This window comes from Pseudoduganella sp. jia 9 (assembly GCF_055502615.1).
This window is the reverse complement of record NZ_JBUPWE010000008.1, coordinates 103,826-117,537: the sequence shown is the minus strand read 5'-3', so window position 1 is coordinate 117,537 and position 13,712 is coordinate 103,826. Positions and strand designations below refer to the sequence as shown.

Here is a 13,712-nt window from a genome sequence, read left to right as displayed (position 1 = left end):
TCGCGCCGCCGTCCCGGCGTCATTCGCCGCCAGTAAACATGCATTCCTACCGTATCACGCCCAGCCGTCTGAAGCCCTGCCTCCCCCGCAACGAGAAACCGTACCCGCCGGCACGGCCGGGCCTTCGGCTGGACGCCTGACTCATGATGCGGATCACTGCTCCTTCGCGCCGGCGGCGCGTCCTGCTGGCCGGCGCGGCCGCGTCGCTGCTGCCCTGGCGCAGCGCGCATTCCGACGACAGCAGCGTGCCCCACAGCCATGTGTTCACCACGGCCGCCGCCGACGTGCTGACCGTCGTCGGCCCGTGGGAAATGACGGGTCTCGATCCGTCGCGGGCCGGCTACATGTTCGCCCGGATGGAAGTGGTGGAGACCCTGCTCGACGTCGACGACCGCGGGCGCCTGCAGCCGGCGCTGGCGGTGGCATGGCAGGTTTCCGCCGACGGGCTGGAATGGCGCTTCCCGCTGCGCGGCAACCGGCGCTACCACGACGGCACGCCGGTCACGCCGGCCAGCGTGCTGGCCTGCCTGCGGCGCGCCCATCAACGGCCCGGCATGCTGCGCCTGGCCGGCATCCGCGCCATGGCCGCCGAACGCGGCGTCATCGTGATCCGCCTGCACCGTCCCTTTGCGCCGCTGCCCTGGCTGCTCACGCACTCGACGCTGCAGATCCTCGCGCCGGCCTCGTTCGACGCGCGGGGAAACGTGGTGCGCATCGTCGGCAGCGGTCCGTTCCGCATCGCCTCGATCTCGATGCCGCAGCAGTTCGACGTCGAGCGCTTCGACGGCTATGGCGGACTGGCCCTGCCCGGGCGCGTGCGGCGCGCCCGCTATATCAGCGTGGCGCGCGCCGAGACCCGCACGCTGCTGGTGCAGAGCGGCCAGGCCGACCTGGCCTTCTCGCTCGACCCGCCCAGCATCCGCGCGCTGCAGCGCAGCCCGAAGGCGGTACTGCTGTCGGCCATGCTGCCGCGCACCACCTTCCTCAAGCTCAATGCCGGCCATCCGTTGCTGGCCGACGTGCGGGTGCGCCGCGCCATCGCACTGTGCGTGGAACGCCAGGGCATCGCCCGCGCGCTGCTGCGCGATGCGGACCTGGGCGCCACGCAGCTGTTCCCGCCATCGATGACGCAGTGGCACGACAGCGCCCTGCCGCCATTGCGCACCGATCCGGCCGAAGCACGTCGCCTGCTGGCGCAGGCCGGCTGGCAGCCCGGCGCCGACGGCATCCGCCGCCGCGCCGGCCAGCGCCTCGAACTGAAGCTGACCACCTTCGTCGACCGCCCCGAACTGCCGCTGATCGCCGCCGCGCTGCAGGAAGAGATGCGCCAGATCGGCATCGCCGTGCGCGTCGTGATCGGCAACTCCAGCGACATTCCCGCCGGCCACCGCAGCGGCATGCTGGAAATGGGGCTGGTGGCGCGCAACTTCGGCAACGTGCCCGACCCGGTGGCCACGCTGCTGCAGGACTTCGGCCCGGACGGCGGCGACTGGGGCGCGATGGGCTGGCGCAACGGCGAGGTGCCGGACCTGCTTGGCCGCCTGGCCGCCGCCACGCCCGCCACCTCCGCCACGCCCGCCGGCCCTGCCGAACGCGCCCGGGTGGCGGCGGTGCTGCAGTCCGAGCTGCCGGTGATCCCCGTGGTCTGGTACCGCCAGGTCTGCGCCACCAGCCGCCGCATCGCCGGCGCCAGCATCGATCCCTTCGAACGCAGCTACAGGATTTCGCAACTCCGATGGACATGACGACTTTTTCTGCGGCCGCATGGCGCCGGCTGGGTGCCATGCTGGCGCGCCGCCTGCTGCAGGCGGCCATGGTGGCGCTGCTGGTGGGCACGCTGTGCTTCTTCATGACCCGCATGCTGCCGGGTGACATGGCCTACCGCATCGCCGCCGGCCGCTATGGCTACGACATGGTGACGACGGCCGCGGCCGAGGCGGTGCGCCTCGAGCTGGGCCTGGACCGCCCCTGGCTGGCGGCGCTCGGCGACTGGTGGGGCCGCCTGCTGCGTCTCGACCTGGGCGTGTCGCAGGTGACGGCGGAGCCGGTAATGATCGAGATCGCGCGGCAGCTGGGGCCGACGCTGCGCCTGTCACTGCTGGCGATGGCGTTCTCGCTGCTGATCGGCCCCACGTTCGGCGTGCTGGCCGGGCTGAAGCCGGGCGGCGTGCTCGATCGCGCCACGCTGGCCGTGTCGGTGCTGCTGCGGGCGCTGCCGTCCTTCCTGCTGGGTCTCGTGCTGGTACTGGTTTTCTCCGTGCAGCTGGGCGTGCTGCCGGCGGCCGGGCACCACGATCACGGCAGCATCATGCTGCCCGCGCTGACGCTGGCGCTGGGCATGGCGGCCGTGTCGTGCCGGGTGGCGCGCGATGCAATGGTGCAGGTACGCGGCTCGGCATACTTCGCCTTTGCGCTGACCAAGGGCCTGACCTTGCACCAGGCCCTGCTGCGTCATGGCCTGCGCAACGTGGCCGCGCCGGTCGTCGCCTACCTGGGTGTGCAGCTCGTGTATCTCGTCGAAGGCGTGGTGCTGGTGGAAACCATTTTCGCCTGGCCCGGCATCGGCCATGCGCTGGTGCATGCGATCTTCGGCCGCGACGTGCCGATGATCCAGGGCACCGCGCTGGTGCTGGGCCTGATGTTCGTGCTGTTCAACGCACTGGTCGACGCGGCCTGCGCCTTCATCGATCCCCGCCGCCGAGCATGAGCAAGACATGAATATGACTTCCATTCCTTCCGAATACCATCCCGACGCGGCGCCGGCACGCTGGCGTCCTTCCGCCGGCCAGGCAGCCGGCATCGCGCTGCTGGCCGTCATCGGCGCCTTCGCGCTGTTCGGCCCGGGCCTGATCGGCATCGATCCGGCCAGCCAGCAGCTCGACCGCTACCTCGAGGCGCCGTCGCTGGCGCAGCCGCTGGGCTTCGACCAGCTGGGCCGCAGCATGCTGGCCCGGCTCGCCCACGGCACGCGGCTGTCGCTGTCGCTGGCCTTCATCAGCGTGCTGTCGGCGGCCGTTCCCGGCACGCTGGTCGGCCTGCTGGCCGCGTGGCGCGGCGGCTGGCTCGAACGCACGCTGGCGGCCCTTGCCGATGCCGTGCTGGCCCTGCCCGGGCTGCTGCTGGTGCTGCTACTGGCGGCGTTCACGCCGGGCGGATTCTGGCCGCTGTACGTCGGCATCTCGCTGGCGCTGTGGGTCGAATATTTCCGCGTGGTGCGCGCGGCCAGCCGCATCCTGCTGGCCAGCCCCCACGTGGAAGCCTCGCGGCTGCTGGGCTTCGGCCCGCTGTACATCGCGCGCCGCCACCTGCTGCCGGAACTGCTGCCGCGGCTGTTCACGCTGATGCGCTTCGGCTTTGCCGGCGCGGTGCTGGCGATGTCGGCGCTGGGCTTCGTCGGGGTCGGGCTGCAGCCGCCGACCCCGGAACTGGGTGTGATGATGATCGAACTTCTGCCCTACTATGGCGAGGCGCCGTGGCTGGTGGGCGCGCCGGTGCTGGTGCTGTTCCTCACGCTGCTCGGCCTGCTGCTGCTGTCGCCGCGAGGGGAAATCGCATGAAGGAGGCCGCATGAACGCCGGGTCCACGATGCCCGCGCTGGCGGTCGAGGGACTGGCCGTGGTCCATGGCGGCACCGCGCTGGTACGCGATATCGCGTTCGAGATTCCGGCCGGCGGCGTACTGACGCTGCTGGGAGAAAGCGGTTCCGGCAAGTCGCTGCTGGCGCAGGCCATCATGGGCAACCTGCCCGCCACGCTGCGCTGCACCGGCACCGTGTCCATCGGCGGCGAGCGCACCGACGCCGCCGACCAGCGCGACCGCCACGCCGGCTGGGGGCGCCGCCTGGCGCTGCTGCCGCAGGAGCCGTGGGCCGCGCTCGATCCGACGATGAAGGTGCATGCGCAGGTGGCGGAAACCTACGAGCTGGTTGCCCATCCCGCGGCCGACCATCACGAGGACAGCCAGCGCGCCGCGAAAGCCAACGCCCGCACGCTGGCCGACCGGGCGCTGGCCAGCCTCGGCCTGGAGGATGCCGCGCACAAGTATCCGTTCATGGTCTCGGGCGGCATGGCGCAGCGGATCGCCTTCCTGGCCACGCACGCCGCCGGCGCGCCGGTGATGATCGTCGACGAGCCGACCAAGGGCCTCGACGCCGACCGGCGCGGCGACGTGCTCGAGCTGCTGCGCACGGCCCGGGCGCAGGGCATGAGCCTGCTGTGCATCACGCACGACATCTGGCTGGCGCGCGCACTGGGCGGCCAGCTGGCCGTGATGCTGGAAGGCGCAATGATCGAGCAGGGAGACGCCGCCGAGGTGCTGGCCGCGCCCCGGCACGACTACACCCGGCGCCTGCTGGCGGCGGATCCGGCCAGCTGGCCGGCGGCCGCCGCCGCCTCGTCCGATGATGCCGATGCCGAGGCCCCGGTTGTCGCCACGGTGCGCGGCATCGGCAAATCGTTTGGCCGCCAGGTGCTGTTCGCGGGCATCGATGCGCAAATCCGCGCCGGCGAGATCGTCGCCGTCAGCGGTCCGAGCGGCTCGGGCAAGACGACGTTCGGCAATATCGTGCTGGGCCTGGCGCGAGCCGACAGCGGCGAGGTGCGGCGCGGCGCGGGCCTGGCGCCGACCGCGTTCCAGAAGATCCAGCAGGACCCTGGCGCCGCCTTCGCGCCACGCGTCGCGTTGCGCCAGTCGCTGCGCGACCTGGTGAAACTGCACCGGCTGGACTGGGCCGTGCTGGACGGCCTGCTGACGCGCATGCGGATCGCCCCCGCCCTGCTCGACCGCCTGCCGCACCAGGTCTCGGGCGGAGAACTGCAACGCATCGCGCTGGCGCGCGTGCTGCTGATGAAGCCCGCGCTGATCTTCGCGGACGAGCCGACCTCGCGCCTCGACCCGGTCACGCAACAGGAAGTGTTCGCCCTGCTGCTGGAGCACGTGCGCGCCAGCGGGTGCGCGATGCTGCTGGTGACGCATGACAGCGACATCGTGCGCAGCATTGCCGGCCGGCGCATCGCGCTCGCCATACGGTAGGCTGACCGCCACGGCCGGCTTCGGGCTTCGCATCGAAGCCGGGCCGACCGCCTTCCAGGCCATGTCGAAACCTGTTGTGCTGCGCACGCGTATTTGGCACAATGTCCAATATCAGACAAAACGTCTTATTCTCATGCCACTCTCTACTTACCTCGACGCCGCGCCGCATCTGGCCGAGCGTGTCTACCTGCACGCATCGGCCCAGGTGATCGGCAACGTGCGCATCGGTGCCGACAGTTCGGTATGGTGCAATGCCGTGCTGCGCGGCGATGTCAACGACATCGTCATCGGCCGCTGCTCCAACATCCAGGACTTCACGATGGGCCACGTCTCCCACAAGACGCCGCAAAAGCCGCAGGGCTCGCCGCTCGTCATCGGCAATTACGTCACCGTGGGCCATTCGGTGCTGCTGCATGGCTGCAGCATCGGTGACGAATGCCTGGTCGGCATGGGCAGCATCGTCATGGACGACGTGGTCATTGCGGACCGGGTCATGATCGGTGCGGGAAGCCTGGTCCCGCCGGGCAAGACGCTGCAGAGCGGTTTCCTGTACGTGGGCCGCCCGGCCAGGAAAGTGCGGCCCCTGACCGACGCTGAAATCGCCTGGCTGCGTTATTCGGCCGAGCACTACGTGCGGGTCAAGGACAACTACCTGGAAGCGCCAGGCCATCCATGAACGACGAAGCGCCACCCGCCACGCCCCGCAACGACATCCATCAAAGGAGGAACACACCATGAACATGCTTCAACTGCCCACCTACGACGACGTGGTCGGCGCGGCGGCGCGCATTGCCGGCGCCGCCAACCGGACTCCCGTGCTCACCTCGCGCACCGTCGACGAGGAGTTCGGCGCCCAGGTCTTCTTCAAGTGCGAGAACATGCAGCGTACCGGCGCATTCAAGTTCCGGGGCGCGTACAACGCGCTGTCGAAGTTCAGCGCGGAGCAGCGCAAGGCGGGTGTCGTTGCTTTCTCGTCGGGCAACCATGCACAGGCCGTCGCACTGGCTGCGAAGCTGCTGGACATGCCGGCCACGATCGTGATGCCGCACGATGCCCCCGCGGCGAAGGTGGCGGCGACCCGCGGCTACGGCGGCAATGTCGTCGTCTACGACCGTTACACGGAAGACCGCGAGCAGATCGGCCGCGACCTGGCCGAGAAACACGGGCTGACCCTGATTCCACCTTACGACCATCCTGACGTCATTGCCGGCCAGGGCACCGCCGCCAAAGAGCTGTTCGAGGAAACCGGGCCGCTCGATGCCTTCTTCGTCTGCCTCGGCGGCGGCGGCCTGCTGGCCGGATCGGCACTGTCGACCCGGGCGCTGGCGCCGCAGTGCCGGCTGTATGGCGTGGAGCCGGAAGCCGGCAACGACGGCCAGCAATCGTTCCGCTCCGGCGCCATCGTCCACATCGACACGCCGAAAACCATCGCCGATGGCGCGCAGACCCAGCACCTCGGCCGGCACACCTTCCCCATCATCCGCCGCGATGTCGACGACGTGCTGACCGTATCGGACGACGAACTGGTGCAGTGCATGCGCTTCCTTGCCGGGCGCATGAAGCTGGTGGTCGAGCCGACCGGATGCCTCGGCTTTGCGGCGGCGCGGCGGATGAAGGAGACGTTGCGCGGCAAGCGCATCGGCATCCTCGTCAGCGGCGGCAATATCGACCTGGCCCGCCTGGGCGGCTTCCTGGCGGGTTGATTCGGTTCGGGCGGCATGATCCTGCGTGCCGCCCGCCTGCCCAGTACGACAATTCAAGGCGAACAGCGCCTATCGATCTGACACATGGATCGCCCCCCGGGCGCCCGCCTGCATCACTAAACAGGGCTAAACACGGCACTGTTTCGCTTGCCCGGCTTGCCGCCGGCTACCCGTCCGCCTACATTGCGCACACATCGAAACAGCATCGGAGACAAGATGACCATGACCAGCCCGCCGGGCGGTGTCCGCCCCCTGCCGCCAGGCGCCCCGCCGCATTCCCGCCCGGCAGCCCTGAAGCTGCTCGCCTCGCTCGCCATCCTGGCGCTGGCGGGGTGTGCCGGCGCACCGCCCGCCGTGGCGCAGACCTGCCTCGTCAATGCCAATGCCTGGCCCCTGTGCGCCAAAGGCGACGGCTGGGGCTTCGAGGAAGGCCGCTACTGCATCGCGCGCAGCTTCTGCCCGGATGCCCGCGGCAGCCTGCCGGCGGGGCCTGGGCGCGATGCCCCGGTCGATGCGCAGGCAACGCCGGCCACCCGCGGTCTTTTCAGCTACCTGCGCGGTAGCTGGGGGAAGGCCATCCTGTCGGGCCAGTCCGATCTGACGTGGCAGGATGGGATCGACATGGCTGAACGGGTGCATGCCGACACGGGCAGGTATCCGGCGCTGATGGGCTACGACTTCATGAACTACGGGATGCCGGCCGGTTCCACCAGCGGCCTGCGGCAGACCGAGGAAGCCATCGCCTGGGCCCGGCGCGGCGGGCTGGTCGCCTTCACCTGGCACTGGCGCGACCCGGCGCTGCTGCGCACGCCGTCGGTCAACAAGGCCAACTTCTATGTGCGCGACGAGAACCCTGGCAAGAACACCTCGTTCACCATCCCGGTTGCCGGCGGTGCTCTGGACAGGGCAAGTCCGGCCATGCGGCAGATCGACGACGGCATCGACCTGGTCGCGGCCGAACTGAAGAAGCTCGCCGGCGCCGGCGTGCCGGTGCTGTGGCGCCCCCTGCACGAGGCATCGGGCAAGGATGGCGACGGCTGGTTCTGGTGGGGCCGCACCCGCACCGACGGGGTGCCGCAAGCCCATGCCAACATCCTGTTGTGGCGCCATATGTACGACCGGCTCGTCAACGTGCACGGCATCCACAACCTGATCTGGGTCTGGAATGGCCAGGACCCGGCCTGGTATCCCGGCGACGATGTCGTCGACATCATCAGCCAGGACATCTACGACGAGAGCGACAACAAGACCTACGGCTCGCAGTTGCCGGCCTACCTGCAGGCGCGCAGGACCACCGCGGACAACAAGCCGGTCGCGCTCAGCGAGAACGGCTACATTCCCGATCCGGACAAGATCGCCGCCGACGGCGCGTGGTGGCTGTGGTTCATGACCTGGAACGACCGCGACACGCCGGCCGGCGTGACCGCGAAAGAGAATTTCTGGACCGGCGAGTACTACAACACCAATGCGCACAAGCGCAGGGTCTACCATCATCCGCTGGTGATCACGCTCGACAGGCTGCCGCGCGGCCTGGCAGGCGGCTCCGGTCATGCCGCCGGGGTTCCGATGCCGGCCCCATAGCGTTACTGCACCGGGCCGGCCGGTACGGCAAGCCGCCGCGCGGCAAATGACTCAATACTTGCCACGCAGGCCAAGCATGATCACGCGGCCATCCTTGATCAGGTTCTCGGCGCGCGAGCGGCCGTCGCCGTACCGTCCCGACGGATCGCGGAAGTACTGGCGGTTGTCGCCATCGTTCAGGTTCAGGCCATCGAGGCGCACTTCGAGCTTGTCGCTGATCTGGTAGCTGATCGACGCATCGAGGTAGCCGCGCGCATCGAGCCAGTTCTGCAGGCCGTGCGCCGTCGGCACCACGTTGGTGATGGAGCGGTCCTTGTAGTTATACGAGGAACGCAGGGCCCACTTGCCTTTCTCGTAGTAGACGGTGGCGCTGTACGAATAGCGCGGAATCTCCCAGATCTCGTGCTTGCGCCCGTCCGGCGCCAGCCACGGGTCGATCGGCGCATCGACGCGCGTATAGCTGAGGATCGTGCCGAGGCCGTCGAACGGCGCCGGCAGGAAGTTGAATGCCTGCTGGTAGGCCAGTTCCACGCCGCGGATGCGGCGCTCGCCGGAGTTGAAGTAGGTGGACAGGCTGATCGGCAGGTTCGGATTCGGCCGGCCCAGCGCCGGATCCCACAGGTTCGGCGCCAGCGCGCTGTCCGGCAGGCCCAGCGAGCTGAATGGCACCGTCGTCACCTGGGCAACGGTGGTGTCCTTGAGCTTTTTCGTGAACAGGCCAACGCTGAACAGGCTGCCGCGGCGGAAGTACCACTCGCCGGTCACGTCGAACTGCGTGGCAAGCTGCGGCTTCAGGTCGGGGTTGCCAGACGTGGCATTGGTGCGCGACGCCTCCGGGATCACGGTATTGGCCGCGATGATGCTCAGCGGTGCCCGCGTCAGCGTCTTGCCCGCCGATGCCCGGATCACCACGTCGGGCAGGATGTCGTATGCGGCGCTGAGCATCGGCAGCAGGTTGTTGTAGCTCCCTTCGCGTCGATTCGGCACGTACTCCAGGCGCCCGGTCGGATTGCCGCCGGCATCGCGCACGGGCGACTGGATATAGTTGTCGATATAGGTATTGGTGCGGACATAGCGCACGCCGGCGTTCACGCGCAGCTCGCGGCCCGCCACCTCCCCCGTGAAGTCGGACTGCACGAAGAATGCCTTCACGTCTTCCACCGTGCGGAAGCTTTGCGCCGTGTCGACCGGCGCGGCGGCATTCGCCCTGTTCGGGTCCAGCACGTTTTCCATGAAGTCGCGCGTGAAGTACGCCCAACTGGTGGGGAACGTCGATGGCGCATCGGCCGCATAGTTCTCGAATGGCGAGCCGGACACCATGTACTCCGACAGGCTGCTGCCGCGCGATGCCACCGTGCCACCCACCGACAGCGGCTGGCTGGTACCGATCGCGGTGCCATTGCGTTTTTCCACTTCCTTGCCGACACGGTCGCGCGACAGGCCCGATTTCAGCTTGCCGGCAAAGCCGAACGGCAGCTCGTAGTCGTATTCGGCGACGATGCGGAACGTGTCCGCGCTATCCTTTTCGCGCGCCCAGGCATAGCCCAGCAACGGGTCGCGATACAGCGATCCATTGTCGATGTCGACGCTGGACGTCAGTGTCGGGTACATCAGGTTCTTCGTCGTGTCGAGCGTCGATGTCACGCCGTACAGGCTCGTATAGATGCGATTCGCCGAGAAGTCGGCGGCGCTGTTCGACGTGGCGACCTGGCCGGACAGGCGCAGCCGGTCGCTGAAGCGGTATTTCAGGTTCAGGGCTCCGCTGTCGAACTTCGTCCTTGAATCGTAGAAGTAGTTTTCGTTGCTGTAGGTCGTATTGGCAAAGGTACCTTGCAGGTTGTTGTACTCGTCGATGAAGACATTGGTGGGGATCATCCCGGTGCGCCCGGGGGCACCTTCGGCAACGTTGCGGTTCGTGGTCCGGCTGTTGCGTATCGCCAGGCCGAAGGTGTTCTCGTCACGCTCGTCGCTCAGCCGCGCGAACACGCCGTCGAAGGCCAGTTCCAGGTCGGGGGTCTTGTACTGCAGCGACGTCACCAGGCCATCGCGCGAGCGCTCGTTCCTGGCGGCATACGCGCGTGCAAAGCGCGGCAGGAAGGCGTTGTCCACCTGGTCGCGGGTCAGTCCGCCCAGGTTCGCGCGCGGATCGTCGTAGTCGAGACCGAACGTGAACGGGCCGCGGTTCTGCGCGCCCAGGGCACTGGTGTTGTACTGGTTGGTGGTCTGGAATCCCGAGCGCTGGTTCTGCGTGCCGGAATGCGCATAGCCGACCAGCGCGCCGAAGTTGCCCCAGGTATTGCTCAGTACCAGGGAATAGCGGGGATCGGTCTGCTGCGATGCGTCGTTGTACACGGCGGACACCGCGTAGCGGATGGTGCGCCCCTTGCGGTCGAACGGACGCAGCGGCTGCAGGTCGACGTTGCCGCCGATCCCCCCTTCGGTCAGTTCCGCCAGCGGCGTCTTGTAGAAATCGACCCGCCCGAACAGCTCGGACGGAAACACGTCATAGTTAAAATCGCGCACCGCCGAGCCGGCATTCGCCGACGACGTGGTCTGCACCGGTGCGCCGTTGAAGGTGGTCACGGCGTACTGCGGACCGAGGCCGCGGATATTGACGCGCTGGCCTTCGCCGGATGCCGGGTCGCGCGTCAGATAGACGCCTGGAATGCGCTGCAGCGACTCGGCCACGTTCGCTTCCGGGAACTTGCCGATATCCTCGGCGACGATCGAGTCGCGCACGCCCACGGCGGCCTGTTTCAGGTTCAGCGCCCGCTCCAGGCTGGAACGAAAACCGGTGACCACGACGGTCTCCACCGGTGCCGGGTCCGCCGCGGGCGGCTGCACTGCCTGCGCTGCCCTCGCCTCTGGTGCTTGCGCTGCGCGCTCCTGCGACGCCGGCTGGGCTGGCGCCGTGGCAGGCTGCTGCGCGAACGCCGTGGAAATGTGCGCCGCCATCGGCAGCAAGGTCGCCAGCATCATCTTGTAACGCATCGGTTCTCCTCCGGTTGAAGGTGTCGCCACGCTGCCGGCAAGAGCTCGGCGTGCGCAGATACACTAGTATTTTAGTGAGGCCAGCATAGCGATTTGGCTTGCGCTTGCCATGGTGGCGATGCCAATGCTCACAAACTTGAGTGAGGGGTACAGTGCGCGTTGTGGATCAGCAACGCATGCGCCAATCCGTCGTGGTGCGTGGCGCGGAGGCGCTACGCGGTCTCCTGCGGATGGAAGACCGCATGGGGGCATGAGCCCGGGCCGGATGAAGTGCCCGTTGCCGGGGCAAGTCACGTGGCCCCCCCTTTCGGCCGATATGCAGCGGCGGCCAGCGGCGGTAGCATGCCCCGGCCGCCCGCACCGGGCGCCGATCAACGAGACGAAGGACCACCATGACCGATACCGGCGATTGCGGCGCCGCCATCCGCCTGCCGATCGGCAGCGCCGGCGGCGTAACCTTCGACGTCGTCGCCTGGGGTCCGGCGCAGGCCGACGTCGACCTCAGCGTGGCCTGCATGTTCGAGCATGAAATGGGGGGTGCGGGCATGCGCGGCGGACTGCTGGCACTCGACCGGGCGCTCGGCGGCCAGCTGGGACAGCTGCGGGCAGCCGGCGCGTTTCGCGCCCAGCCGATGGAGACATTGCTGGTCACCACGCCGCCGCCAGGCCTGCCGCCGCGCGCCGTGCTCGTCATCGGCCTCGGCGACCCGGCGGCGCTGCATGGCGACGTGCTGCGGCAGGCGACCCGGGTGGCGATGCGCGAAGCGATCCGCCGCGGTGCCGGCTCGATGGCGTTCGCGCCCAGCGTGCTGGACGCCGGGCATACCGACAACGCCGCGCTCGACATGCAGCAGGTCATGCTGGACGGGATGCTGGGCGCCCTGCGCGCCGAACACCTGCTGGCCGCGGCCGGCCTGGCCGCCGCGCCGTTGCTGCGGCATTGCAGCTTCGATGTCGGGGCGCCGCGCGCGCAGGCGGCGGGCGATGCCTTCAGGGCGGCGTTTGCACGGCTCGCCGGATAAGACGCGGGCCTGCATCGCGGCGACCACGCTATGAAGCAGGCGGCAGGTCGCACTGCCAACCCGCAGCCGCCCCGCAGCCGCGGCATGGTTCAACCATACAGGCGATACAGCAGATCGACACCCCGCTCGGCGCGCTGGCGGATTTCGTCGGCGCTCAAGGGACAGCGGATCTTCAGGTTGACCCGCAGGATCGTGTGTCCGTACCAGAGCCCTGCCAGCTCTTCCGCCGCCGCCATCGGATCCGGAATGCGCAGGCTGCCGCCTTGCGCGGCCTGCCGAAGGATATCGGCCAGCATCGTGTAGACACGCCCCGGTCCCGCTTCATACAGCCGCGATGCCAGTTCCGGGTAGAAGTCGTTCGCCGACGTGATGACCCGATCCCACGCGGCCAGGCGGTTTTCGTTGGCGAACGACAGATAGCGCACGCCAAAGCGGACCAGCAGCTCGCGCGGATCGCCACCGATGGCGGCGCGATACTCCTCGTCGCTCATCGTCCTGGCAGACTCGCGCAGCATCACCGCCTCGATGAAGGCCTCCTTGTCCTTGAAATAGGTATAGAAGGTCGTCTTGGCCACCTTGGCGCGGAGCGCGACGGCATCGACGGTCATGCGCAGGCCGTGGCTGAGCAACAGGTCCCTGCCGGCTTCCATCAGGGTTTCCCTGCACTCCAGCTTGCGGGGGCGACCCCTGCCGCGCCTCGGCTCCGTCACGCGCGCTTCAGGTAATAAGCGGCCAGCAGCAGCCCGCCGACGACGGTCAGGTGCTCCAGCGCGATGTGCAGCTCGGCCGTGCGCCGCGGCTCCGGAAAATTCCAGAATGCATGACCGAAAGGAATCGTCAGCAAGGTGAATATCGCCAGCGCCACGGCGCCCATCCAGCCGCGGTTGCCGACATTGGCGATGACCAGCAATGAGCCACCCAGTTGCACGAAAATCGTGGCGGCGGCGATCACTCGTTCAAACGGAAGGCCCACCGCACGTACTTCCCCGACCACCGCGGAATAGTTGAACAATCCAAAAACCCCGGCGCTCCAGAACAGCACCGTCAACACCGCGCGCAACATCATCTCCATCATCCACCCTCCACAAGAAAAATCCCAGAATATCCTACTCGCCAGTAGGAAAAAAGCAGGCTGTGACACAGGAAAACAAACTGCTTTCGAACGAAAGCTTAAGTGCGAAAAACACAAATACAACAGGCAATTCGAAAAAACGTAAGAAGTTTTGTGTTACGTTCATTTTCGCTATAGACTCAATAGCACTGTACCCGTAAGCGAAAAGCCAACCACTTTCGTTATATCGAAACCGAAACCTCATCAAGTGCGGATGAACGTCATACGAAATCAAACGAAAGTACAAAGGCACCCCCACCAGCTGGCCAGGCC

Annotated in this window: 11 protein-coding genes; 8 read left to right on the top strand and 3 right to left on the bottom strand. The window is 67.8% G+C overall.

Features of this window, described 5'->3' with window-relative positions; translation table 11 throughout:
• The first annotated feature begins 143 nt into the window (after positions 1 to 143).
• From ACY34H_RS11765 to ACY34H_RS11735, 7 genes are all read left to right on the top strand, one after another.
• The gene (locus ACY34H_RS11765) at positions 144 to 1,745 is read left to right on the top strand and encodes an ABC transporter substrate-binding protein (protein WP_464977676.1); all 1,602 of its coding nucleotides are present in this window, start codon (positions 144 to 146) and stop codon (positions 1,743 to 1,745) included.
• Positions 1,736 to 2,707: an ABC transporter permease gene (locus ACY34H_RS11760; RefSeq protein ID WP_464977675.1), complete on the top strand. Its 972-nt coding sequence runs from the start codon at positions 1,736 to 1,738 to the stop codon at positions 2,705 to 2,707. The genes ACY34H_RS11765 and ACY34H_RS11760 overlap by 10 nt, the downstream gene beginning before the upstream one ends.
• 13 nt (positions 2,708 to 2,720) lie before the next feature.
• Positions 2,721 to 3,557, top strand: coding sequence for an ABC transporter permease (locus tag ACY34H_RS11755; RefSeq protein WP_464977818.1), 837 nt, complete (start codon positions 2,721 to 2,723; stop codon positions 3,555 to 3,557).
• 10 nt (positions 3,558 to 3,567) lie between these two features.
• Positions 3,568 to 5,031, top strand: a complete 1,464-nt coding sequence (locus ACY34H_RS11750) for an ABC transporter ATP-binding protein (protein ID WP_464977674.1) — start codon at positions 3,568 to 3,570, stop codon at positions 5,029 to 5,031.
• Between the two features lie 133 nt (positions 5,032 to 5,164).
• Positions 5,165 to 5,707: a gamma carbonic anhydrase family protein gene (locus tag ACY34H_RS11745; protein WP_464977673.1), complete on the top strand. Its 543-nt coding sequence runs from the start codon at positions 5,165 to 5,167 to the stop codon at positions 5,705 to 5,707.
• A gap of 58 nt (positions 5,708 to 5,765) precedes the next feature.
• A complete protein-coding gene (locus tag ACY34H_RS11740) occupies positions 5,766 to 6,734 on the top strand; it encodes a threo-3-hydroxy-L-aspartate ammonia-lyase (protein ID WP_464977672.1) in 969 nt (322 codons plus the stop codon).
• A 216-nt stretch (positions 6,735 to 6,950) separates the two neighbouring features.
• Positions 6,951 to 8,315, top strand: a complete 1,365-nt coding sequence (locus ACY34H_RS11735) for a glycosyl hydrolase (RefSeq protein WP_464977671.1) — start codon at positions 6,951 to 6,953, stop codon at positions 8,313 to 8,315.
• Positions 8,316 to 8,366: 51 nt separating this feature from the next.
• Here ACY34H_RS11735 and ACY34H_RS11730 read toward each other — a convergent pair whose 3' ends face one another.
• Positions 8,367 to 11,306, bottom strand: coding sequence for a TonB-dependent receptor (locus ACY34H_RS11730; RefSeq protein ID WP_464977670.1), 2,940 nt, complete (start codon positions 11,304 to 11,306; stop codon positions 8,367 to 8,369).
• 392 nt (positions 11,307 to 11,698) lie between these two features.
• Here ACY34H_RS11730 and ACY34H_RS11725 point away from each other — a divergent pair, with 392 nt between their 5' ends.
• Positions 11,699 to 12,328, top strand: coding sequence for a M17 family peptidase N-terminal domain-containing protein (locus ACY34H_RS11725; RefSeq protein WP_464977669.1), 630 nt, complete (start codon positions 11,699 to 11,701; stop codon positions 12,326 to 12,328).
• A gap of 89 nt (positions 12,329 to 12,417) precedes the next feature.
• On the opposite strand, the gene ACY34H_RS11720 is transcribed toward ACY34H_RS11725, so the two are convergent.
• Together ACY34H_RS11720 and ACY34H_RS11715 are read right to left on the bottom strand one after the other, a co-directional pair.
• Positions 12,418 to 12,978 (bottom strand): TetR/AcrR family transcriptional regulator, encoded by a 561-nt coding sequence (locus tag ACY34H_RS11720; RefSeq protein WP_464977668.1) that lies wholly within the window; start codon positions 12,976 to 12,978, stop codon positions 12,418 to 12,420.
• Positions 12,979 to 13,034: 56 nt separating this feature from the next.
• On the bottom strand, positions 13,035 to 13,403 hold the full coding sequence (locus ACY34H_RS11715) for a DoxX family protein (protein WP_464977667.1): 369 nt from the start codon (positions 13,401 to 13,403) through the stop codon (positions 13,035 to 13,037).
• Positions 13,404 to 13,712 lie beyond the last annotated feature (309 nt).

What these genes read in the sequence shown, in the direction of transcription:
- ACY34H_RS11765 (WP_464977676.1), top strand. Translation starts at nt 144, where the DNA reads ATGATGCGGATCACTGCTCCTTCGCGCCGGCGGCGCGTCCTGCTGGCC.
- ACY34H_RS11760 (WP_464977675.1), top strand. Translation starts at nt 1,736, where the DNA reads ATGGACATGACGACTTTTTCTGCGGCCGCATGGCGCCGGCTGGGTGCC.
- ACY34H_RS11755 (WP_464977818.1), top strand. Translation starts at nt 2,721, where the DNA reads ATGACTTCCATTCCTTCCGAATACCATCCCGACGCGGCGCCGGCACGC.
- ACY34H_RS11750 (WP_464977674.1), top strand. Translation starts at nt 3,568, where the DNA reads ATGAACGCCGGGTCCACGATGCCCGCGCTGGCGGTCGAGGGACTGGCC.
- ACY34H_RS11745 (WP_464977673.1), top strand. Translation starts at nt 5,165, where the DNA reads ATGCCACTCTCTACTTACCTCGACGCCGCGCCGCATCTGGCCGAGCGT.
- ACY34H_RS11740 (WP_464977672.1), top strand. Translation starts at nt 5,766, where the DNA reads ATGAACATGCTTCAACTGCCCACCTACGACGACGTGGTCGGCGCGGCG.
- ACY34H_RS11735 (WP_464977671.1), top strand. Translation starts at nt 6,951, where the DNA reads ATGACCATGACCAGCCCGCCGGGCGGTGTCCGCCCCCTGCCGCCAGGC.
- ACY34H_RS11730 (WP_464977670.1), bottom strand. Translation starts at nt 11,306, where the DNA reads ATGCGTTACAAGATGATGCTGGCGACCTTGCTGCCGATGGCGGCGCAC.
- ACY34H_RS11725 (WP_464977669.1), top strand. Translation starts at nt 11,699, where the DNA reads ATGACCGATACCGGCGATTGCGGCGCCGCCATCCGCCTGCCGATCGGC.
- ACY34H_RS11720 (WP_464977668.1), bottom strand. Translation starts at nt 12,978, where the DNA reads ATGGAAGCCGGCAGGGACCTGTTGCTCAGCCACGGCCTGCGCATGACC.
- ACY34H_RS11715 (WP_464977667.1), bottom strand. Translation starts at nt 13,403, where the DNA reads ATGATGGAGATGATGTTGCGCGCGGTGTTGACGGTGCTGTTCTGGAGC.